Genomic DNA, 23,255 nt, shown 5'->3' on the forward strand with positions numbered 1-23,255 from the left:
ATCATTTGGTTAATTTCATGGATTCATTTGTTGAAACCAAAGTTCAGTCATATGTTAATGCGAGTATTGTTCCTCTTAAGCACGGAGATTACATCATGAGTTTATTGGGGGCCAATGACAATGACAACACTGGGGCCCCGTCTTTTTGCCGCGAATGCAGTCTCAGTTTTTACATGACTGAAGAACAACCCTTGCCGAATAGTAATAATTGGGGTGTAAGTATTGAGCAAGATGGAGTATTGACAGAGTTCACCTCCAGAAAAAGAAGGCTGGCTTTCAATAATGCAGTAGATCAAGGAGCACAAGTCATCAATTTGTCTGGATACTTTGGTCCAGAGGCTTACATGGATTGTGATACGCAGCAAGTCTTTGGCGTTGAACAAACATTCTGCGATCGGATGGAAGAAGCCTATGAGCGGGATGTGGTGTTTGTCGCGGCTGCCGGCAATCGTCGCGGTGCCAATTTCAACTGGCCAGCCAATGAAAGTGACTGGGTGATTGGTGTCGGTGGTATCGACAACCAAGGAGCCATTTGGGATGATTTGGCCACAGATGGCAGTTGCAACGGAGAACCCGAAGAATGTGGCTCACAATGGGGGGGTAACTTGCCGATCATGGCACCCGCCAAGAACGTCGAAGTGTTCCAAGAATGTGGTGAAGTAACCGATCCTGATTGTTCTGATAATGTTTTCAGTTCATTGTACTTTACTCACGACGGTACCAGTTTTGCTGCGCCGATCATCAGTGGCGTTGTGGCCATCATCCGTTCCTTGAATCCTTTGTCCTCGTTTGATGAAGTCAAAGACAATCTATACAACAGTCGCCTGTTTACTGACGCACAAAACCGGACGTATTCGGTGCCCAACATCAATTGGATCCTGAAAAACAAAGTCCTGGGCTTTTCCAATGGGGTCAAAATCGCCAATCGGGTGAAGCCCATGTTCCGCCTGAAAGCGACATACACCGATGGCAGTGACACCAAGGCCACACATTTGTCGACCTCCATCCCACAAGTGGCGGTGTCGGCGATCAAGCGCAAGTACCTGGCGGACATCGATGAAGAAACCGGTTTGACTGAAAATTCAATCACATATGCGGTCGATCCCAGCGAGCCATTGGCCTTGGGTTATCCCAGTTTCCGCGGTTCGGGTGCCAGCAACAATGCCCGCGCGCCATTTTATATCTTTGGTGGGCATGAGAATCCTTTCACCGGTGCCGATGATATGGTTCCGCTGCATCATTTTGGCTACAAAAAAGCCACCGGCTACACCAGTTATCCTGGCTGCGGCAGCCGGGGTGACCATGGCTATGCCACCACCACGATCAACAAGTTCGTGACCGACGACTTCATGAAATGTCAGTACACGCACAACCCATTCGTGTATGAAGGCATCGAAGGCTACTTGTTGCCCACCTGTCCGGTGCCTGGACAGTGTTACGGCGATGTCGTGGGTGGTGGTGGCAGTTATGGAGGCGGTTCGGGACTCGGTACGGGTGCCGGTCAGGTCAACACCGACGCCACCGCACCGCAATGTCTGAAAATCCGCTATTCATCGGTGGAAGACAGCCATGCCCTGTTCATGGCCTCTGAGCAAAGCAAGTTTGCCACTTACACCACTCCGATCACCAACTACAACGGCATGGCTGATGCGGAGTGTTTGGGGTATGTGTTCCCCAATGTGGACAGCGACACCGATGGCATCATTGATGGCATGGAGTTGGTGCTGGGTACCGATCCGAATGATCCGGATTCTGACGGTGATGGCTTGTTGGATGGGGTTGAATACCCACCCGCCAGCAACTATGTGTCGGATCCAATGATTGCCAACTGATGCTTGTGCATCATGGTTTGTTCCGAAAAAACCGGTCTCCTTAGGGCCGGTTTTTTTGTTGAACTGTGATTGGCCGCAAATTTGTTGCCATTAACCGAATGTGGGGCATGCAGCGCCTATAAGTGCGTTACAGTCAAGGTTTTGAAATAATCCGGAGGTGTCTGATGAATACCTTACATGCAGGTTGTGGTTGTTTGATGTTGATCATGGGTGTTGGGGCCCAAGCCCAAGAATTACCAGCGCCATACCGCATTGATGGGGCGGTGAGTCATGCCGAACGGCGGACAGCGCAAGATTCAGCAGCCAACTTGATCACCGATCAATTGACTGTGGTGGAAACCGATGCGGTCTTTTATGTGGGCATCCAGTCGAACACCCGCACCATTGCCAATGTGTATGCCATGGGTGCAGATGTGATCAAGATCATGCATGCCTCAGCGGCATTGGGTGAATACAATTACCTGCGTCAAGATGGGCAATGGCACCCAGACCGCGAGCAATGGCAGTGGCGCTATCGGGACCTGACGATTTGGGATGAATTGCACGCCCAACCCTTGCAAGATATGGCTTCGTTTTATGCCGAGTTTGGTTGGTTTGCCAACACCATTTCCCAGGGCAGTTACCGGGAATGGGAATTTGTGATATCCAAAAAAATAGTCAAAGACATCAGAGATTTGGGGGTGACTTTTACGTACCAAGGTGAGGTAACCCATTTGGTCAATCAACCGACTTGGTTCAATGGGGTGACTGACGACAAGCAAATCAATCAAGGATTGCACAACGGCGACATGCCGGCAAGCATCGTGCCCAACCAATGAATGGCCACAGTTTGGCTTGACTGCGTGCAGCTGGTCAAACAGCGTGCAGTGTGGTTAGGCCAGTTTACCAGTCATTGTTTGGTGGGTGAATGAGGCCAGCCCGTATGAGGCTGGCCAAGTGCTGCACAGAAGATCCGCTCACAAAGTGCCCAATGCAATGATTGATTCAAAGCAATTGGGTTACATCATGAATGAAGCAGCCCGCCAAGTGATGGTTGATGAGAATGGGTTGATCGGATATTGCAGGCTGTTGGCTGTGGTGGTGTCTGAGCTGACGTTGGAGCCAATGAATTGGCTGCCAGACTGGTCACTGAACGTGGTGCCATTGGCGTCTACTGCCGTCAGTTGGGATTGGGCCCAGATGGTGGTTTGCTGGATGGGTGGGAACGGTCCGGGGACCAGCGGGTAATGCGACTCAATCGACAAAACTCAAATGGTACGCATGACCAGGCATTGGCATGACCAATTTCAGGGCAAAAACTCTGAAAAAGCGGTCATCTTGACCGCTGTGAAACCGCAGGATTGGTTTGGGTGTCGTCAACCGCCATCAAGGTAGCAGCATGCGGACCATTTGAGTTTTGTCGATTGAGTGATGGCCTTCTGCTGAGAATGATGTCAGAATCATGACATGTGGGTAAAATCAACAGAACTTGAATAGGGAGGTTGTTCATTCATGAAGGTTTTGGCTTTTGTGGTGGCCGGTGCCATCTTGTTGGCTTATGGTGATGAAGGCATGGCCATCTTGTTGGTGGGCTTGCTGCTTTATTTGTTGGTGCGTTTGGCGGCCTTGGATAAACGGGTGGCTGAATTGGAGCGGCAGCTGCGTGACCCGACAGCACGCCGTATGTCAGGCAAACACTCAGCGCAAGAGACCAATGCATCAAGCGAGGTGTCCTCAACACCTGCGCCTGAACCGGTGTCTGCCAAGGTCCCAACAGACCCCTCGACCTCACCGGTATCTGAGGCGTCATCTCCGCCGACATTTGCGGTTGAATTCGAAAAAGAGCCGATGACTCCCATTGACAAACCCGCAGCACAACCAGCGAGGATTCCAGAAAAAAGCGAAGGCTTGGCGCCCACTGAACCCAAACCGACCGCTGCTGTCGACACCAAAGCCACGGTGAAAACGGCGGCTGCCAAAGTCAAAGTCGCACCACCCAAATCACCACTCAAATCACCACCCAGGCCACCGGCCAAGCCTTCGGCATTTGAGCAGGCATTGGATCGCGGCTTGCAGAAAATCAAAGATCTGGTAGTGGGTTATTTCACCGGGGGCAACTCCTTGGTTCGCACCGGCATGCTGGTGTTGTTTGTCGGCGTGGCGTTTTTGTTGAAATACGTCGCCGAACGCACCGTGGTGCCGGTGGAAGTGCGTTATATTGGGGTGCTGTTGGCGGCCCTGGTGATGCTGATTTTGGGTTGGCGATTGCGGCCCAAACGCCCCGGATATGCCTTGAGCTTACAAGGCGGTGGCATCGGCTTGCTGTATTTGACTTTATTTGCTGCCTTGCGCATACACCAATTGCTGCCACCCTCGGTGGTGCTGTTGTGTTTGATCGGTATTGTGGTGTTGGCGTCTGCTTTGGCGGTGCTGCAAAACGCCATGGCCTTGGCAGTGATTGGGGTGATCGGCGGCTTTGCGGCGCCGATATTGACTTCAACCGGCAGTGGCTCGCATGTGCAGCTGTTTGCCTATTACCTGTTGTTGAACCTCGGTATTTTGGGCATGGCCTGGTTCCGATCCTGGCGGTTGTTGAATGTGCTGGGTTTTGTGGCCACTTTCGCGGTGGGCTCATTGTGGGGCTTGCAGTACTACCAGCCGGCTTACTTTGCCACGGTGGAACCGTTTTTGATCGCTCATTTTTTGTTGTATGTGTTGATCGCTGTGTTGTTTGCTTTCAAACAACCACCCAAACTCAGAGGCATCAACGACGGTACCTTGATTTTTGGTACCCCCATCGTGGTCTTTGCACTGCAGGCTGGCCTGGTTAAGGACTGGACCTATGGCTTGGCTTATTCGGCTTTGGTGCTGGGTGTGTTTTACGTCTTGTTGGCTTGGTTGATCAAGCTCATGCACCGCCCCTTTTTCAAAGACTTGGTGGAATCCTTTGTGGCCTTGGGGATCGGTTTTGCAACCTTGGCCATTCCTTTGGGCTTTGATGGCCGGGTCACTTCGGCCATGTGGGTGGCCGAAGCCAGTGCACTGTTGTGGGTGGGTGTGCGCCAGTCACGCCTGTTGCCACGGCTCAGTGCTTATGCCTTGACTGCCATGGGATGTGTGGCTTTTTTCCTGGAGCCGCCAGGCAGTGGTGACTTGTTGCCGTTCTTGAATGCCGATTTTGTTGGGGTGTTGATGGTGGTGGCGGCCAGTGCGTTCATGGGCTGGTATGTGCGTGCCCAAGGTCAGCGCCTGTGGTCGGCAGAAGCCACCTGGATACCGCGTTTGATGTGGCTCAATACGGTGCTGTGGTGGTTGGGCGGATCCTTGGTAGAACTGCATCGGCATTTTCCAGAGCAGGTGTATTTGCTGCAATCCCTGTGGTTGGTGGTGACGGTGGTGTGGCTGTTGGTGGTGGCACAGCGACTGGCTGACGGTTTGTTGGTGGCCTATGCCTTGATCATCCAATGTTTGATGCTGCCATTGTTGTTACTGACGCCAACCGGGGCCTTATCTGAGCCGTTGATCAATGTCAGATTTCTGGGCTTGATGGTGGTGGCTGTGTTTTACCTGGCCATGTCGTTGTTTTGGCGCCAGTTAGATTGGCCCAAGTCACCGGCTTCTCTGGCCCAGGGCATCAATCATCGCTTGTTGTCACGTTTTGTGTTGGCCGTTGGTGTGGTGTTGTGGCTGTTGGGCCTGACCATTGAGATTCAGCAGTGGTATGCGTTCGGTCAGCTGTTGTGGATGATGTTGATGATGGCTGGTTCAGCCGCCCTGTTGTGGGGTGTCGGCCGGCGCTTATCGCAAACAGATTTCATCTGGGCTGCGGTGTCGGTGGTGTTGGCCATGGTCTTGCCATTGTATTTCTCCTTGCTGGCCGGTGAGTGGTTCGTGCCCAGTCGGGTCGATGACCCGCTGCCGGTGTTCAATGTCACGGGCCTGTCCTTGCTGATTTACTTTTTGGCCCATTTCAGTTTCAGTCACCACTGGCAAAAACACCGTTATGCTGAGCAAGCATTCAACGATCAAGTGATCTCTCGGGTGCTGTTGGGGTTGGCCATGGGGGCTTGGGCAATGGCTGGCTGGCTGGAAATCGAGGCGTTCTTTGCGCTGCCGCAGTTGATGTCGGTGCTGGTGGCGTTTGTGGCCTTGTCGGTGGTGTTGTTTGTGTGGCTGGCACACCGCTTGCAGTGGTCCGATTTGCATCGCATCAAATATGCCTTGACACCCCTGTTGATGTATATGGCGCTGGTGACCACCGCACTGCAGGACTTTCATGCCGGTTATGGCTGGGCAGCCTGGCTGTTGGCTTTTGCGGTGAATTATTGGCTGCTGCGGGTGTATGAAGGCGCGTCGTTCAAATGGGCCGCTGGCTACCATGTGGCCAGTTTGTGGTTGTTGGCCATGGTGTTGATGCTGGATGCCGTGTCTTGGGTAGGTGACTGGTTGGGCCAAAACAACATTTGGTACCACGCCACGGCACCGGCTGTGCTGTTGCTGCTCTGTGGCGCGGTGATGGCTTTGAAGCACCGTTTGCATTGGCCCTTGGTGGTGCAACAAATGGCCTATTTCAGCCGGGCCATTCCGGTCATGCTGTGGCTGTTGTGGGGCTTGGTGGTGTGGATGAATCTGCGTGAACCCGGTGCGCTGTTGGGCGTGCCTTATTGGCCGCTGCTCAATGCCATGGATTTGGTGGCCTTGATGGCCATGGCTTTGGCTGTGGTCAGGCACCGCCAAGACGAGATGGCGTTCCTGATGCCATCGATGAAAGCCAAATATGTGGTGGCAGCGAGCACCGGTTTCTTGCTGCTCAATGCCACCATGTTGCGCTGTTTCCATTATTGGTATGGCATCGAATACCGGTGGTCAGATATGCTGAATTCTTACCTGGTGCAAACCGGGTTCAGTGTGTTGTGGGCTACCACTGCTTTGGCTTTGATGGTGTTGGCGACCCAGCGGCACTGGCGCCAAGTGTGGCTGGTGGGATTGGGTTTGATGGTCGTGGTGGTGATCAAATTGTTCACGGTTGACATGTCCGCTTCGGGATCCATCGAGCGCATTGTGGCGTTTTTGTCGGTGGGTTTCTTGATCTCGGTGGTGGGGTATTTTTCTCCGATACCGCCTGGCTCTGCGAAACCAGATGAGCCGAAATCAACACCAGCGGAGACACCAAGTGAGAAATAATTCGCCAACTGAGTGGCCCAGAAAGTGGCGCATTAGGTGGCTGGCCCTGTGGTGCTGTGCCTTCAGTGCGCAGGCGGAATTTCGCCATGCCATGCCATTGCACTTGACACAAAAAGCTGATGGCTATCGTTTGTCGATACCGGCTGCCGTCTATCTCCATGCCCACAATGCCGATTTGCGCGATGTGCGGATCCTCAATGCAGCTGGCGATGAGGTGCCCATCAGAATCACCATGGACGAAGATCAATGGCGCCAAACCTGGTCAGCAGTGACCCTGCCGCTGTTCAACCTCCAAACCACCAAAGACTTTCCGATCAACAGCCAACAAGTCAAAACCACCTGGACCGGTGATCAGCAAAGCATCACCGTCACCACCAACGAAGCCGTCAAACGGTTCCTGCAAAGCCAGGAACAAACCAGCCGCAATCAGGTGTTGCTTGATGCCACGGTATTGAGCCATCAATCGGCGGTGGCCTTGGAGTTGGATTGGACTTTCGCCACTGCCGGTAACCGGGTGTTTTATGTGGACTTGCTGGGCAGCACAGATTTGGCTGATTGGCAGGTGGTGTTGCCGCGGCACAAATTGGTGGAAGTCAACACCGGCCAGCGGGTGGTGTATGAAAACCGCTTGAATTTACCTCAGCGTACCCACCGGTATTATCAACTGCGGTTTCATGGCCCGGTGGTGCCGGTGGTTAACAGGGTGACTGCCGTGACGGTGCAACAACATGTAGACCGGCCACTGCGGTGGTTGCCCATTGATCGGTTTGAGGCATTGGACCCTGCTTTGCATGGTCATGTGTTGCAATGGGACACCGGCGGTCATTACCCGGTTGAAGCCGTGAAGCTGTCATTTGATTACCAAAATCTGATGGCCGATGTGCAACTGCAATCCCGTCCCAATGACCAAGCACCTTGGCGGGTGGTGGCACAAAGCGGGATTTATGAGGTGGGATCCGGCGAATTGTCGATGTTCAATGACCGTTTGGCCGTGCCAACAAACCACCACCGCCATTGGCGTTTGCGCACTGAGTCGACCATCAACAGCCAATGGGTCGATGGCATCGAAATGGCCTGGCGCGCTCACCTGCTTCAGTTTCTGGCCCAAGGGGCCGGGCCCTATACTTTGGTTTTTGGTGATGAGCAGGTCAATGCCTGGCCTGACAATGCCTGGTACCAAGCCTTGGATCCTGACCTGCAAACAGGCCTGTTTGTCGATGCCGTGCAAGTGGGGCCGATGACAACCACCCCTGAGCCGGTCATCGAACCCGAAACTAGTGTCCAAGAGGACCCCATCAGCCGCTGGGTGTTTTGGGGCTTGCTCACCTTGGTGTTGATGATCTTGCTGCTGATGGCGGTGCGGTTGTTGCGGGAAGTGGCTTCAGGCTCAGGAGAATCAGTTGACTGATGGAGCCCAAAGCAAGAAGTGGCCAGCAGACAAATCTACTCTGGTGGTTTTGATAGGCAGGGTGTTGTTCATTTCTTTCACCATGATTCTGTCTGCTTGTGTATATCCAGCGCGCCAAATCAAAAAGTCAGTCAGTGCCCCCCAGTGTGAAATGGTCAATCATTCTGATGTTTTGGCTGACCTTGGCATTTGGCAATACATTTATAGGGATTTTAATCGTTTGGTGTTGATGCCTAAAGAAAACAACTACCAGGATTCACAACCTGAACATTCAAGCAATGATGAAGTCGTTGATGAGATGTATGCACATGCGTGCCAAATATGTGGTTCTTCAGGTGTCCATTCCATGAAAATCGCAACCGTTGAAAATGCTTTGGGAGCCATGATTCCACAGTTGCAGTTAACCTGCAACAAACCATTGTCTGTCAATGAGCGGATTGTGTTGTTTGGGTTGCACGGGTTGACTGTAACAGCACAAGATTCATATGCAGTGACTTCTCGCATAAAAATCAGTTGGCCAACTTGGTCAACTGAAGTAAATGAAGCAGAAAGGGCTGTTTTACTTGGTTATTTGGGTCGTAAAATTTTGCCATTGTGTGGGCAAGTAAAAGATTTGGTCAGAATTAATTTTGGCTATGAGCAAATGGAACTGAAAAGAACGGCAATTCGCTCTGTGAACAAACTGTATCATGAAGTGACCCTGCATTGTAAACAACCACTGAGAAAAATTTTGTTAGATGCCATGGTCAAGGAGCATGTTTTGAAAGCGGATCATGAATACATTGATGGTGTTCACTCAGTGGATTGAATTAGGGCCTGTAAATACCAACTGAAAGAATAATATTCAGGCTGCAAAGGTAACAATCAAGGCGCGAATCGCGTGGTTTGGTCATTCCAATCGAGCGATGAGCAACGCCGGGTGTGACCTTTGTAGGCTGCACCCATTGGGTTGGGTCGTATTTTTCATCCCTCTGAGTTATTCACACGTTCATGTGGAGTGACCACACCTCACGACTGATGCCTTGATGGCTGAAAAATACGACCCAGCAGTTGCCTTTTAGTTGATGTTAACAGGCCCAAGGCCAATAACACTCATGGCTTGCCAATGGATTTTCACCCTCCCATTATTCAGCGATATTGATGTTGTCTTGATAGATTTGAAATGACAAAGATCGGCCACTTTGTCATTTCAAATCTCATTCGATCATGCGCACAAGAAGTCAATCAAAACCCGAAGTGAAGATGACGTCATTACAGCCTGAAAGGCAGGTCACGGTGACCTCGTAGTATTCGCCGTTGGCGTAGTCTTCGTTGTGCTGACCAATGCGCACATCGAAGCGGCCATCACTGGCCACTTGAAAGTCGATGCGGGAGGCCAGTCCGCTGCCGCCATCGTCATCAAAGGCCAATTGGCTGCCACATTCTTTTCGCAGTGACATGTTGGTGTCGGCACCGCCGTTCAGGTTTTTGGTTTCAATGCGATAGGTGGCGCCGGTTTGACCATTGAAGTGAATCCAATCGGCATCACAGTGTAAGTGGGCTTGGGTGAAGCCAAAATCCAAATGAGAACCCGAGCAAAAGTCATCGGTACCGCCTGAACCCATGTTTTCCCAGCCGTCATCGGCGCAGGTTTGGGTGGCCATCACGGTGATGTTGCGATCCAACCAGGACGAATTGTTGTTGGGCACATTGTCCGCTGCGGTGGCGATGTGAGCGGCCAGGAAGTAACTGCCGGCCGGGGTGTTGGCTGGTAAGCCCAAGGGCACATTGTCCAGGTGGAAAAATGAATCGGGGTTCATGGTGCCGCTGTTGGTGTTGCCGATGTAAAAGGCATTGGTCCAGTCATTGATGTTGGGCGTTAAATACCAGTTGATGGTGGCACTGGCGCTGGTGGTGCCCGAGTTTTCCAACACGAAGTTCGACACCGTGAAATTGTCACCGGCCTGCAGCACGTTGCTGCTCAAAGTGGCGTCGGCATAAAACTGGTGTCCGGGTGAGTGGAACAGAGAAATGCTGAAATCGGTTTGGGCCACGGCTGCGGTGGGAAAAGCGGTTCTGACCGCCATCACGTCGTCGGCATACAACACATTGTAGGCCCGGTATTTCTTGGGGGCATAATTCATCACTGACAATTCTTCAAACTGGTGCTGCAAACCCCAAGCATGACCGATTTCATGCGACAAGGTGCGGTTGGCATTCCACACGCCTGGGTTGTCATAGGTGCTGTAGTCATCCACCGACCAGCTGTAGGCTGGGTTCAAGGCGATGTCAGCCTCGATGCTGAATCCAGATCCGTCCCACCGCAACCAACAGATGGCCAAGGTGTTGGCGCCCCAACCTTGGCCAAACTGATCGATCATGGTTTGGTTGTTGACAAAGCCGGCGATCTCGTAAATGCCGTTTTGCCAGGCCCAGGTGTTGGAGGGGTTGGCGTAAACCTGAAAGATGTTGGCATATTGGTTCCAATAAGCCATTTGGAATTGGTCGTGGTTACCCAATAAACCGCCACCGGGCAGGGGGTTGAAATTGATCGGAATGAATTTGGCGCGGTGATCATAAGACCAACGCTGGCCATTGAAGTCAGGCACCAAGTCTGTCAAATCAGTGCTGTGTTCAGCCAGGTTCAGCATGGCCGCCGTGGCTTGCTGCGGTGCGTGCTGGTGATCAGGTCCAGCGGTGGCCGGCAAGGTGGTGCCGGTGGACTGGAATGTGTGGCCAGGATGCGCATAGGGACGGCTTGGAAACTGGTTGGTTGGGTTGTTTACCCGGTGGGGCAGCGGCTTGGCTTTGGCCACCGGGATTTCTTGTCTGACTTGTTCAATGAATGTTGCAAAGTCGATCACTTTGCGGTTGACCTGGATGATTTCACCCAAACCACCCACCACTGAATTGCGGTTGTGACCAGCGCTGAACTTGCCTTGATACAAGCCCGTCACTGGACTGAACAACGGTTTGCTGTGGCTTTCCAGCATCAACAAAACCTCTTCGGCCACCGCAAATTCTGGCACATCGCTCAATGATTGACCTTCTTCAGGCAATTGCCCGCCGGCGAAAGTCAACTCCAAGGTGTCTTTGGTAAAGTCTCCAAACATGACTTCATCTACGGCGAATTCGTAGTCGGTCACGATCAGGTTGCCGCGATCGTTCCACCGCGCTTGTTTGCTTAAGACTTGTCCGACAAAGATCATCTCTGACCGTTGAATGACTTCTTCTCGGTCCATTTCCACCACCGCAGCCTGGCCTGGAAAGACCCATGTGCTGAAGGTGATCATCAACAATAATTTCAAATGTTTCATGCTGTTCTCTGGTTGTTGTTCATGGCCAAGGTCTTCTCTGAATTGGTTTTTACGCCGCTTGATGTCAGCGCCTTGTGCTTCATGATGCGACAATTGAACGGTGACAGCGCCGGCTTTTTTGCGTGCATTCCGGAAATCAGGCCTGGTTCACAATTTGCCGCAAAAACCGTTAAGTTTGCCGACAGATTACCGCGAATTGCTGGGGGGGAGGGGCCCTGCGGCCGCTTTGGGCTGCAGGGTGCTGGCTGTTGAAGCCTGACAGTAAACCGTCAGGGTTTGGGCAAAGGGGTGGCTTGGTTATTTTGTAAGCGGGTGATCAGTTTGCGGCAAGCTTGGCTGTGGTTGGCGTATTTGGGGAATTCATCCAAGGCTTGGGCCAACAGCTGCAAGGCAGCGATCAAATGTTCAAAATCTGGATGTTTTTTGTGAATGCCATGCAACAACTTGATGGTCAGGGCTGGGTTGTTGTGGGCGGCGCAGGCTTGGGCAATGACCCATTTCAATCCAGGTTCAGAGACTTGGAAGTCCGGCATTTTTAACCACAACCTTTTGAATTGGCGGCTGATCAGGTCTTCCCGGCCTGAGCGTTTTAACAGTTGGCAGTATGGGGGCAGGAAAAGGGCCAATTCCGGGGCGTTGCCGGTGGCCAGTAACAATTCAAAATGCCGGTGATTCAAGTCCAGGTCAGCGTTGTTGAGCTTGACTTGTTCGGCACTCAGTTCAGTGGCCTTTTTGAACTGGGCGGTTTTGATCAAAGCACTGAGTTTGGCTCGGGCAATGGCGCCATCACCCCGCCGTTTGTTGTTGTCACCCTGCAACCGCGCACTGTAACCCAATGCCTGTTGGTACTGAAATACCATGTAGCCCAACAAATGATGCAGCACGATCAGATAATAGAATGTCACGGCATACAACAGCACCGTGCCGATGCTGGATGGTATCCAAAAAACCCATTGATACAACACAGCCATCGAACCCAACATGATCATGATGAAACCCAGAATCAACCCATAGGGCAAGCCCACCGATTTGATCAATGCTAAAATATTCGTTGGATTCAAAGCATCGATCATGTCATCTGAAATGGCATAATTGATGATGATGGCTGGGAAAGACAACGTCACCAGCAGCGCCACCACGCCGCCCATGGCTGGACCTAAAAAAGTGTTGGCCAGATTGGTGACCAGGCCGGTGACAAACAGCATGATGATCAACACCAGCATCTTGGACAAGCCCCCTTCATAGGCCTCGGTGATGTCCGGTGGGCTCATGTGACCATCGGCGGTGTGGCTCAAACAACTCAAGCTGTATTTGAACGCCGAGCCAAACAAGGCCAGATAAAACAGCCAGGCCAAGGGCAAGTACAAGGCAAAGGAACACAGCACCGACAGGACCAAGATGAAAATCATTGACTGTTGGGCCAAAGGGTAGCGAAAGCTCTGAGGCAAACGCCGCCAAAACGGCTCTATGTGACCAGGACCAATGGATTCCAGTTCCCGACCACAGCCGAAGCAGCGCACCACCGGGTTGCGGCGCGAATCATCGACACAACGGTCACAGGCGTGGGTTTGGCACGCAGCACAGTGGTAAGTGCCTACGGCCAAGGGGTGGTAATGACAATGTTGAACCATCAGCTTAACTCCTGGGCGATTTGCTTATAACGTTCACTCTCGACCCGGTTTTCTAGTTTTTGGTAAGCAAAGGCAATTTTCTTGGCCAACAAATGCAAGGTGGGATGGCGGGGCTCTGCCTGGTACATGTGTTGAAAGAGTTTGATGGCGTGGTCGATGTGTTCGGCGTTGGCCATGAAATTCCAGGCCAGTTTGTATTGTGTGTCCGGATCCATGGCCTGAGCCGCAGCTGGCAAGGATTGCCATATATCCTCAATTTGGCGCATGTCCCTGAGGCTCGGGTTGGGGCGCATGATCAGGTATTGTAATTGTTGCTTGGCTTGGTCCGGATCTATGACTTGCAACAATTTGTATTTCATCACCAACAAATCAAAACTGGCTCCAAAGTTTTTCAAGTGCAGGTTGATGGCTTGCAGCGCGCTGCTTAATTGCAATTTTTCCATGTGACGGTAAACCCCGTCCAGGCTGACTTGTGCTGGTGAGGCCGATTGGTCTTCTTCAATGTACTGTTGATTCAACATGTCGGGTTTCATCCACAGCGTCAAACCCATCAACAAAGCACCGGTGGCAAAACCACCCACGTGGGCCATGAATGCCACATTGGAATCTGGCTGGTTCCACAAGGCATACAGTTCTTTACCGATGTAGAAGGGCAGGATGAACAAAGCCGGGGCCCGGAAATAACCCACGAACACAAATAACCAATAAAAGAACTCAATTTTTTTCAAGCGGAAGATGCCCAAATACATGGCCATCACCCCAGAAACCGCCCCCGATGCGCCGACCATGGGCACCGAACTGTTCAGGTCCATCCAAGCCTGCGCCAAGCCGGCCCCCACACCGGTCATCAGATAAAACAACAAGAAGTTGCGATGTCCCAGCGCGGCTTCTACCGCAAAGCCGCAAACGATCAGAAAGAACATGTTGCCCACCAAGTGCATGGTGCTGCCATGTAAAAACTGATGGGTGATCAGGTTGGTGAGCTTGAGGTCATTGGCAACCAGGCCATACTCACGATAACTCACCCCGTACAACAGTTGGTGGATGTGCTCCCGTTGAAACTGCCAGTATTGGCGGTATTCGAGATCAAAATACTCAGTGGCATGGCCCTTGAGGTGTTCGTAAAACGCCTCGTCCACCAACACCAAGGAAGCGGTGATGTAGCGATTGGGTTGGTGTTCCAATTCTTGCAGGAGTTCCAGTTCCTCAATGGCTTGGTTTTGTCTCAGGTAGTCTTTGTAGTGAGGCAACTCCTGTTCATACAAACCGTCATTGACGTAGATGCGAATGGCTTCTTCCCATTGTTCACTGTCACCGGTTTGGTAGGCGTAAAACACCATCACATTGATGATGACAATGGCAAACAGGACGATGGGCGCGTTGTTCCAGTCAAAACGCTTCTCTGTGGGAACAATGATCATTTCGGATTCCTTTCGAAAGTGTGTGGTAGGCCATTGTACCTGAGCGCGGGTTCAGTGACAAATGACCCCAATGATGTCGCCTGTTGAGGCGGCCTCGAAGGGCATCATGTGTGATGTGTTGCTGCCGCTTCCTGCCGTCAAGAACGCTGGCTGATTAACGTGTCCTGAAATTGATAAATGAGTGCCTTTGATTATCACTTTTTGCGAGGGGTGGACCGTATCATGGTTGCTTTCAACATGCTTTTTACAGGACTCTTATGACCAATCAAAATAACAATCAAATGACCAGACGAATAAACTCTGAACCACACCCAAATGCGGGCGTAACCGGTTGGCACATGATGCACATCGGGATGTTCATGGTGATCGCCTGGTTGCTGGCGTCAGCCGCCAAGGCGGATTATGCTTTGAACCTCTCGGCCTTGTTGAACACCGGTGGCCTGGCTCAGGCGGTGGCGATCGGTGATGTCAACGGCGATGGTTTGCTTGATGTGGTGCTGGTCAACAACGGTTATGGCGGCCCCCACAGCAACCATGTGCAAATCTATTTGGGTCACTCGTTGGACGGGTTGTCCGCACCCATCACTTTGGCCTACAGTGAGCACCTCAGCGGTGAGCGTGGTCTGGTGTTGCTCAATGTCGATGATGACGATGCCTTGGAGGTCGTAATTGGACACCACCGCCAATTGGCGGTCATCAATCAAGACCGCAGCGATGGCTTTGTCTTGACCCAATTATCAACCGATCACCCCAATCACTTGTTGGCCGCCATGGACATCAATTTGGACGGGCGCCAAGACTTGGTGGCTGTGGCCACAATCGGATCATACAAACCAGCGGTGTTTTATGATGTGTTGACTTGGTCCACCATCACCACCCTGGATGTGTCAGGCCAGGGTGGGCGGTTTGAGTTGGCGGTCGAGGATGTCAATGACGACGGACTGGCCGATTTGTTGTTGGCCAACAAAGGTTCCAGCACATTTGCGGATTTGAGTGTATGGCTGCATGATGGCCAAGTCGGCTTGCAACCGGTTCAAACCCACAATCTTGGTTATCAGCATGAGCTGGTCAGTGGCTTGGCCACGGGTGATTTCACCGGCGATGAACGGCCCGATGTGCTGTTGACCCAGGATTTGGGTGCAGAGGCGGCGCTGTTTCAACAAGATGCATTTGGCGACTTATTTTTGTCCAACCGGATTCCTCAACATCCCAATGCCGAGTTGGCAGAAGCCGACGACTTGAATCATGATGGTTTGTCAGACCTGGTGTTGTTGCACAATTCCTCGGTTCATTCTGCAGCTGGCTTGGGGGTCATGTTGCAAGATGAATCGGGTCTGGTCGCTGCCCAGTGGTTTCCATTGCCAGGGCCATTGGTCTACGATTTACAGGCGGTGGCTTTGGGCGACCTCAATCACGATGGTTGTGGTGATGTGGTGCTGGCCGACCACAACCAAGGGTTGATCGTGTTTCACGGCAGTGGCTGCACAACCGGTGCGGACCTGTCCATCGCGATCAGCCAGCGGGATCAGCAATGGTTGGTGTCTGGTCAGCACCTGGCAGGTGTGCCGGTCAACAAAGCCTGGGTCGATGTGGTCATCGAGTTGCCGTACTTGATTCGCATTGAAGCCGAAGGCTGCCGCCTGCGCAGCAATGGCCGAAATCGAATTCATGGGCGCTGTGCGGTGGGTGACATGAGCCCTGGCACAGGCAAGCATTGGTTGTTCAAAGCCGATGGCTCGCAAGCCATTCAGGTGCTGCCGCCGGTTACCTTCACCGCCACCATCGGCAGTCAAATCAGTGACCCCAACCCGCTCAACAACACAGCCACAGTCCAATCAGCTCGGTGACTGGTTGAGCTGGGCGGGCTGACACCGTTGACATCGGCACCCATGGATTCGCTTTCGTGGGTGTCGGTTGTGGCCTGAAGCAGCAGACAACTGTCGGTGCTGTTTGGCCGATGCCCAGGTGTTGGGCGTGTTGTGGTCTCAGTCGCTGCAGGCCAAATCTGCCAGGGCAGTGAGTCGTTGTAATTCCATTTGACCGGCGGTGAAGCCACTGATGGCGTCGTCTGGTTGCCATGAAAAATCGGCTGCGTTGCAACCATTCAACGTCAAACTGCCGGAGCCCCAAAAAGTTTGCACCAAGTCATCGGTGTCAAAGGCCGGTGGGAACATGGCGCCTGAATAGATGAAAAATTCCACGTTGATGGTGTCACCCTCAATGGCTCCTGAGCCAATCAGCCAAATGGGGTTGCCATTCTGGTCATAGACATACCAATAAATCAAACCCACGCCACTGGGCAACACTTCAACTGCCAAGCCATGACCACTTTCCTGGGCATTGAACCAAGAGCCACTGTGGCTGCCATCCAAGGCCCGATTGCCGGAGTCACCAGCACCAGCAGTGATGCGTGACAGCTGTTCCAAATTGAGCGCACCTGGACTCAACTCGCTGCCCTGTTTGGGCACCCAATGGTAACTCAAGGTGTTGTCACTGGTGATGGTGATGTTGAGGCTACCCCAATAGGTGGTGTTCACATCACTGGAGTCAAAATCCGGTGGAAACATGGCGCCACTTGATTCAAACATGTCCACTTGGATGCTGTGACCATCATAGGGGCCGGTACCCACCAGCCACAACTGGTTGCCGGCGTCATCATACACATACCAGTACACCACGGCGCTGTCAGCGGAGAGAATTTGTACCACCAAGCCATGCCCACTTTGGTCGGCATTGAACCAGGATCCTGAGTGCACTGAACTCATGGGATGACTGAGCTGGGTGGACCGGTCACCGGCCAAATCGGTGGCTGGGCTGACGATGCGATTTTTGTTCAGGGTGTGTGGATTGGTGTAAGAGGTCAAACGGAAATGGTGTTCGGTGTCGGCAGGTAAGCCAGTCACCGTGTGAGACAACTGACCTTTGCTGAGGGTGTCATGGACCAAGCTGAACGGCCCATTGGCCGTTGCTCCCAACCAAATTTGGTAACCGCCCAATTCGCCATATTCAACCGAATCCCAGGCCAATTCAACGCTGGTCTCGGTGCTGCTTTCGATGCGGAAGTCGGTTGGGGCCTGGGTTTGGGTGTTGAGAGATGGGCAATCCACAAACACGCCATTGTTGAAGCAGCTGGTGCGGAACAAAAAGTCAAACAAGGCGGTGTCGGTGGCATACAAACCGTTGTGTTCGTATAAAAAGATCACCAATTGTTCCAAATTGATCAAGGAAGTGGGTAGTTCACCAGTCAATTGATTGGAGGTCAGCACCAGGATGTTCAAGCCCGCAATTTGGCTGATGGCAGTGGGTATGTTGCCACTCAGTTGGTTGTTGTATAAATAAAGTGCACGCAACAAGCCCAGGTTGCCGATGGAATCAGGAATGCGACCTGAGATTTGGGTGTCATGCAAAAAGATGTTGAACAAGTTGCTCAGGTTTCCAATCTCATCGGGAATGGTCCCCCGCAATGGATTCTCGCCCATGGCCAGCAAGGTCAAGTCGGTCAGCTCGCCAATGGCCGGAGGAATTTCGCCCGACAAGTTGTTGCCACTCAGCCGCAGTTCGACCAATTTGTTGTTGGAACAAATCAAGCCAAACCATTGGTCATCGCAAGGGTCGCCATTGAGCCAGTTGAGGTTTTCGTGCCATTGATCACCTTGGGTGCTTTCATACAAAGTCACCAAGGCATCGCGTTGGTTTTGTGGAATGGCCGCCTGGGCCAAGCCAGTGGCGAATGCCAGGAGCAATATGCCTGAAATTTTCATGAAAACCCTCCGTTTGTGAATTTATGCTGACGGCAGATTATAACAATAAGCCGGTGCCCAGTGTAGGGTGTGTACGCCGACATCTTTGACACCCACAAAAAAAGCCAGCATTGCTGCTGGCTTTTGGTCAAAACGTGGGTAAGGAAGGTCAGCTCAAATCAAACCGATCCGCATCCATCACTTTGGTCCAAGCGGCCACAAAGTCTTTGACAAAACGTGCTTGGTTGTCATCTTGGGCATAAAATTCGGCATATGCGCGCAGGATGGAGTTGGAACCGAACACCAAGTCAGCACGGGTGGCGGTCCATTTCACGGCACCGCTGTTGCGGTCAATCAACTCATAGCTGTTTTTGCCGGTGGGTTTCCAGCTGTAATTCATGTCGGTCAAGTTGACGAAGAAGTCATGGGTCAGTTGGCCCACCCGATCGGTGAACACACCATTCGCTGTGCCGCTGTGGTTGGTGCCCAAAACCCGCATGCCGCCAATCAGCGCCGTCATTTCAGGTGCGCTTAAGCCCAGTAATTGAGCGCGATCCAATAACAATTCTTCGGCATTCACCGCGTATTCTTGTTTGACCCAATTTCTGAAACCGTCATGCACGGGTTCCAGTGGTTCAAATGTATCCACATCGGTCATGTCAGCAGTGGCATCACCGCGACCGGGTGAGAAAGGCACAGCCACATCAAAGCCAGCGGCTTGAATGGCATTTTCCAAGCCCACATTGCCGCCCAGCACAATCACGTCAGCCACGCTGGCGCCATGGTCATTGGCAATTTGGCTCAACACAGCCAAGACCTTGTTGAGGCGTTCGGGTTCATTGCCGACCCAATCTTTTTGTGGGGCCAGACGGATGCGGGCGCCGTTGGCGCCACCGCGGTGGTCCGAACTGCGGTAGGTGCGGGCACTGTCCCAAGCGGTGCTGATCAAGTCACTGTTGCTCAGGCCACTGTTGGCGATGGCGGCTTTCACCGCAGCCACGTCATAATCGGCAGAGCCAGCAGGTACTGGGTCTTGCCACAACAGATCTTCGGCCGGTACATCCGGACCAACCCAACGGGCTTTGGGGCCCATGTCACGGTGGGTTAATTTAAACCAGGCGCGGGCAAACACGTCTGAAAAATAGTCCGGGTCTTGGTGGAATTTTTCTGAAATTTTGCGGTAGTCAGGATCCACTTTCATGGCCATGTCGGCATCGGTCATGATGGGTTTTTGGCGAATCGATGGGTCTTCCACATCGGTGGGCATGTCGGCTTCGTCGATGTCGACCGGTTGCCACTGCCAGGCGCCGGCCGGACTCTTTTGCAATTCCCACTCATGGTTCAATAACATGTCAAAGTAACCATTGTCCCAGCGGGTGGGTTCGGAGGTCCAGGCACCTTCCAAACCACTGGTGACGGTGTCACGACCCACGCCTCGGGTTTTGTGGTTGTTCCAGCCAAAGCCTTGCTCCTCGATGTCAGCGGCTTCTGGTTCGGGTCCGAGGTTACCGGCATCACCATTACCATGGGCTTTACCCACGGTGTGGCCTCCGGCGGTCAAAGCCACGGTTTCTTCGTCATTCATGGCCATGCGGGCAAAAGTCAGGCGCACATCATGAGCGGTTTTTTGTGGGTCAGGCTGACCATCAACCCCTTCTGGGTTGACATAGATCAGTCCCATCATCACGGCGGCCAACGGATTTTCTAAATCGCGCTCGCCAGACCAGCGACTGTTTTCATTGTCGGTGGGTGCCAACCATTCCTGTTCGGAACCCCAATAAATGTCTTTTTCAGGGTGCCAAATGTCTTCGCGACCGAAGGCAAAGCCGTAGGTTTTTAGACCCATCGACTCATAGGCAATGGTGCCGGCATAGGCCAACAAATCAGCCCAACTGACGCTGTTACCGTATTTTTTCTTGATGGGCCACAACAAACGTCTGGCTTTGTCCAGATTGGCGTTGTCAGGCCAAGAGTTCAAAGGCGCAAAGCGTAAATTGCCGGTGCCGGCACCGCCACGTCCATCATCGACCCGATAAGAACCTGCCGCATGCCAGGTCATGCGAATGAACAAACCACCATAGTGCCCCCAATCGGCTGGCCACCAATCTTGGCTGTCGGTCATCAGTGCATGCAAATCTTGCTTCAACGCATCCACATCCAAATCCTTCAAAGCTTCGCGGTAGTTAAATGAACCGCCATAAGGATTGGTCTTTTGGTCGTGTTGACTCAAAATGTCCAGATTAAGGGTTTTTGGCCACCAAGCTTTCGGCTGTTTGTCTTGGGTGGTGAGGCTGCCGTGCATCACCGGACATTTACTGCTGTCTGTCATCGCTGTTCTCCTGAAAGGTTCAAAAATTTCATACGTAATCTAACATTGAAATCATGTCATTGATGTGAAACCCTGCCTGTAACCGATTTCGCACCCATGAGTCCAATGGCTGTCATCATTGAAAACATGATAATACCGGACACATCAATTTGTAAAATAGAATAAATGGGTTGATGTATTCGAAAAAACAGAATGAGAGTTGAGCCGGCTTTGCGGCTTGATTGAGCCACCAATGACCGGCTTGATTGGGCGTGGAGCCGGGCAGGGCCTGCCGCTGGGCAGGCCCTGATTGAGTCAGTCTTGCTGGGTCAATGCTTGGCCCATTTGTACCGCTTGTTTGAGCTCTTCAAGGGTGGATACCCGTGGGCTGTGGGCTGAAACGATTTTCTGGGCTTTGATGCCAAGGCGCTTCAATGCCGCGGCAAAATCTTGTGTGGCTTGATTGGCCGGTTGGATGTTGTTGGGTGAACGCAAGCCGAAATGATCGGCTTCAAACAGCAGGCCAGCATCCGGTAAATAAGCCACCAATAAATGGCTGCTGTGATCTGTGGGCCCGACATCGATGACTTGCAGCTCGCGTTTTGGGCCTTTGAACACGCGCTTCTTGTCAACGGTTTCAAGCTGGGCATCTGCCACCGAGATGGCATTTTGAATCACCGCTTCGTGGGCTTTGGCTGAGATCACAGTGATGCCCGACTCGGCGTACACTTGGGCCCCCAAGATGTGGTCACTGTGGTGATGGGTCATCACCCCAAAGCGAATGGGTTTGTCGGCATCAACCTCGCGGAGTAAGCGCATGCGATCGGCCAAGCCTGCGGTGCCGCCGACCGCAATGAAGTGATCACCCATGTCGACAAACATGGCGTAGGTGCCATTGCCACCAATGAGGTAAACCCCATCGGCAATGGTTTGACGTTGCAGTGGATCGGGTTGCAGTGGATCAACGATGCGCAGGCCCTCAGGGCGCTGTAACTGCGCATCGATCGGTTGGTTGACGGTGGTATTCACATTGTGTCGAACCATGTTCTTGTCTTCATTGATGAACAGTTCGAATTTGCGGTTAAATGGGATGCCATCAATGGTTTGGTAGTCATGAAAACGATAACCGACCAAGCCGAAGCCGACGAAAAACCGTTCACTTTGATGCAACAAGTGCGTTTCTTGATCAAAGTACAAACTGATGGCCGGTCCCACTTCCATCACCAAGCTCAACACATCATGCGGGCGACCATTTAAATCAACTTGACCCAAGTAATGCGAGGCAAAAGACCGTTCCATCAATTGTTTCACCAACAAAGCTGGGGTGACCCGAATAAACGGCCCTGCAGTGTTGAGAAAATTCGGTTCGGCGATGGGCGTGGCGGTTTGGGCACGCCAATTGAGCTGATGGCTTTGGTCGCCATTGATGATGGTGCCGTTGTGAAAGTTTTGCGTGATGCCTTGATTTTGGGTGGCAAACTGCTGCTGACTCAAATCAATGGCGGTGCTGCCTTTTTGTTGGTTCTCATCCCAAGGCGGGCCTGGGTTTTTGCTTTGATTCACCGCAAATGTGGTGGTTTCAAAGTCAATTTTAACTTGGTTCAGGTTGGTCATGCGGTCCCTGCCACCATAGGCGGTCAAGACCTGCTCCAAAACCTCATTGACGCGGTTGGTGCTGGTCATGGTCAGGTTGTCAGTTTGGGCTGACAACACCCATGAACTGGTGGTCAAACAAAGCAATGAACTCCATTTGATGAGTTGTGATTTCATGCGTATCTCCGATTATCAGTGTGTTCATCACGATAACTGATGGGCGCTTATTGTGGGTCGGCTTTGCGATGAACGGAAAGAAATAAAGGTTCAATGCCAATATTGTTGCACTGCACCCACGAGATTTTGACAAGGTGCATGATAACTTGACGCCATCTTCAGTTTACAGGGATCAAAATGAACAAAATTCAACTGATGGTGGGCTTGGTGGCGTGGTTGTTGTTGTGCTTTGCCGCTTCGTTCATCGGAGCATTGGCGGCCTTCAACGCCCCCGAAATATACGGCCAGATGACCCAGCCGGAATGGGCCCCGCCAGCTTGGTTGTTTGGCCCGGTGTGGACCACTTTGTATGCCATGATGGCGGTGGCGGCTTGGCTGGTGTGGCAGCGCGGTGGGTTCAACCAGAACCGCTTGGCTTTGGGGGTCTTCTTGCTGCAGCTGGCACTGAATGCATTGTGGAGTTGGTTGTTTTTTGCCTGGTTGCAAGGGGCTTGGTCGGTGTTGAACATTGGTCTGTTATGGGTCATGATTGCGGTCACCATTGTTTTGTTTTGGCGGGTCAATCGCTGGGCCGGGATGTTGCTGATACCCTATTTAGTCTGGGTCAGTTTTGCCACCGCATTGAACACCGCCATGTGGCAATTGAACCCAAACATATTGGGTTAAAGATGTCACCTTTGTCGCAA

The 23,255-nt window shown here is 52.3% G+C and carries 14 protein-coding genes; 7 read left to right on the forward strand and 7 right to left on the reverse strand.

The genetic code is table 11. From position 1 onward, the window contains the following. Positions 1–17 precede the first annotated feature (17 nt). The gene (locus K7G70_RS11210; protein ID WP_223788738.1) at positions 18–1,832 is read left to right on the forward strand and encodes a S8 family peptidase; all 1,815 of its coding nucleotides are present in this window, start codon (positions 18–20) and stop codon (positions 1,830–1,832) included. A 164-nt stretch (positions 1,833–1,996) separates the two neighbouring features. Beyond that, entirely contained in the window at positions 1,997–2,650 is a 654-nt protein-coding gene (locus tag K7G70_RS11215; protein ID WP_223788739.1) for a hypothetical protein, read from the forward strand. A gap of 180 nt (positions 2,651–2,830) precedes the next feature. Here K7G70_RS11215 and K7G70_RS11220 read toward each other — a convergent pair whose 3' ends face one another. Beyond that, a complete protein-coding gene (locus tag K7G70_RS11220) occupies positions 2,831–3,076 on the reverse strand; it encodes a hypothetical protein (RefSeq protein ID WP_223788740.1) in 246 nt (81 codons plus the stop codon). A 247-nt stretch (positions 3,077–3,323) separates the two neighbouring features. Here K7G70_RS11220 and K7G70_RS11225 point away from each other — a divergent pair, with 247 nt between their 5' ends. From K7G70_RS11225 to K7G70_RS11235, 3 genes are all read left to right on the forward strand, one after another. Further along, entirely contained in the window at positions 3,324–6,995 is a 3,672-nt protein-coding gene (locus tag K7G70_RS11225) for a DUF2339 domain-containing protein (RefSeq protein ID WP_223788741.1), read from the forward strand. A 91-nt stretch (positions 6,996–7,086) separates the two neighbouring features. Next, positions 7,087–8,403: a DUF3999 family protein gene (locus tag K7G70_RS11230; RefSeq protein ID WP_223788742.1), complete on the forward strand. Its 1,317-nt coding sequence runs from the start codon at positions 7,087–7,089 to the stop codon at positions 8,401–8,403. Continuing rightward, positions 8,396–9,211 (forward strand): hypothetical protein, encoded by an 816-nt coding sequence (locus K7G70_RS11235; protein WP_223788743.1) that lies wholly within the window; start codon positions 8,396–8,398, stop codon positions 9,209–9,211. Before K7G70_RS11230 ends, K7G70_RS11235 begins: the two co-directional genes overlap by 8 nt. Positions 9,212–9,623: 412 nt before the next feature. On the opposite strand, the gene K7G70_RS11240 is transcribed toward K7G70_RS11235, so the two are convergent. From K7G70_RS11240 to K7G70_RS11250, 3 genes are all read right to left on the reverse strand, one after another. Then, the gene (locus K7G70_RS11240; RefSeq protein ID WP_223788744.1) at positions 9,624–11,699 is read right to left on the reverse strand and encodes a matrixin family metalloprotease; all 2,076 of its coding nucleotides are present in this window, start codon (positions 11,697–11,699) and stop codon (positions 9,624–9,626) included. A 269-nt stretch (positions 11,700–11,968) separates the two neighbouring features. Continuing rightward, the gene (locus tag K7G70_RS11245; RefSeq protein ID WP_223788745.1) at positions 11,969–13,330 is read right to left on the reverse strand and encodes a DUF4013 domain-containing protein; all 1,362 of its coding nucleotides are present in this window, start codon (positions 13,328–13,330) and stop codon (positions 11,969–11,971) included. After that, entirely contained in the window at positions 13,330–14,751 is a 1,422-nt protein-coding gene (locus tag K7G70_RS11250; protein ID WP_223788746.1) for a rhomboid family intramembrane serine protease, read from the reverse strand. The genes K7G70_RS11245 and K7G70_RS11250 overlap by 1 nt, the downstream gene beginning before the upstream one ends. Positions 14,752–15,089: 338 nt before the next feature. Between K7G70_RS11250 and K7G70_RS11255 the strand changes: the two genes are divergently transcribed. Continuing rightward, entirely contained in the window at positions 15,090–16,598 is a 1,509-nt protein-coding gene (locus tag K7G70_RS11255) for an FG-GAP repeat domain-containing protein (RefSeq protein ID WP_223788747.1), read from the forward strand. Between the two features lie 138 nt (positions 16,599–16,736). Here the strand turns inward: K7G70_RS11255 and K7G70_RS11260 are convergent, their stop codons facing one another. From K7G70_RS11260 to K7G70_RS11270, 3 genes are all read right to left on the reverse strand, one after another. Further along, on the reverse strand, positions 16,737–18,512 hold the full coding sequence (locus tag K7G70_RS11260) for a fibronectin type III domain-containing protein (RefSeq protein ID WP_223788748.1): 1,776 nt from the start codon (positions 18,510–18,512) through the stop codon (positions 16,737–16,739). A 148-nt stretch (positions 18,513–18,660) separates the two neighbouring features. After that, a complete protein-coding gene (gene katG, locus K7G70_RS11265) occupies positions 18,661–20,820 on the reverse strand; it encodes a catalase/peroxidase HPI (protein WP_223788749.1) in 2,160 nt (719 codons plus the stop codon). A 294-nt stretch (positions 20,821–21,114) separates the two neighbouring features. After that, complete coding sequence (locus K7G70_RS11270) at positions 21,115–22,569, reverse strand: MBL fold metallo-hydrolase (protein WP_223788750.1); 1,455 nt, start codon at positions 22,567–22,569, stop codon at positions 21,115–21,117. Between the two features lie 177 nt (positions 22,570–22,746). Between K7G70_RS11270 and K7G70_RS11275 the strand changes: the two genes are divergently transcribed. Further along, entirely contained in the window at positions 22,747–23,235 is a 489-nt protein-coding gene (locus tag K7G70_RS11275; RefSeq protein ID WP_223788751.1) for a TspO/MBR family protein, read from the forward strand. Positions 23,236–23,255 lie beyond the last annotated feature (20 nt).

It is taken from the genome of Marinicella meishanensis, from assembly GCF_019931145.1.
In the GTDB taxonomy this organism is placed as follows: domain Bacteria; phylum Pseudomonadota; class Gammaproteobacteria; order Xanthomonadales; family Marinicellaceae; genus Marinicella; species Marinicella meishanensis.

Excerpts from the sequence above, each read along its gene's own strand:
- K7G70_RS11210 (WP_223788738.1), top strand. The coding sequence starts at position 18 with ATGGATTCATTTGTTGAAACCAAAGTTCAGTCATATGTTAATGCGAGT.
- K7G70_RS11215 (WP_223788739.1), top strand. The coding sequence starts at position 1,997 with ATGAATACCTTACATGCAGGTTGTGGTTGTTTGATGTTGATCATGGGT.
- K7G70_RS11225 (WP_223788741.1), top strand. The coding sequence starts at position 3,324 with ATGAAGGTTTTGGCTTTTGTGGTGGCCGGTGCCATCTTGTTGGCTTAT.
- K7G70_RS11230 (WP_223788742.1), top strand. The coding sequence starts at position 7,087 with ATGCCATTGCACTTGACACAAAAAGCTGATGGCTATCGTTTGTCGATA.
- K7G70_RS11240 (WP_223788744.1), bottom strand. The coding sequence starts at position 11,699 with ATGAAACATTTGAAATTATTGTTGATGATCACCTTCAGCACATGGGTC.
- K7G70_RS11245 (WP_223788745.1), bottom strand. The coding sequence starts at position 13,330 with ATGGTTCAACATTGTCATTACCACCCCTTGGCCGTAGGCACTTACCAC.
- K7G70_RS11250 (WP_223788746.1), bottom strand. The coding sequence starts at position 14,751 with ATGATCATTGTTCCCACAGAGAAGCGTTTTGACTGGAACAACGCGCCC.
- K7G70_RS11255 (WP_223788747.1), top strand. The coding sequence starts at position 15,090 with ATGATGCACATCGGGATGTTCATGGTGATCGCCTGGTTGCTGGCGTCA.
- K7G70_RS11260 (WP_223788748.1), bottom strand. The coding sequence starts at position 18,512 with ATGAAAATTTCAGGCATATTGCTCCTGGCATTCGCCACTGGCTTGGCC.
- katG (WP_223788749.1), bottom strand. The coding sequence starts at position 20,820 with ATGACAGACAGCAGTAAATGTCCGGTGATGCACGGCAGCCTCACCACC.
- K7G70_RS11270 (WP_223788750.1), bottom strand. The coding sequence starts at position 22,569 with ATGAAATCACAACTCATCAAATGGAGTTCATTGCTTTGTTTGACCACC.
- K7G70_RS11275 (WP_223788751.1), top strand. The coding sequence starts at position 22,747 with ATGAACAAAATTCAACTGATGGTGGGCTTGGTGGCGTGGTTGTTGTTG.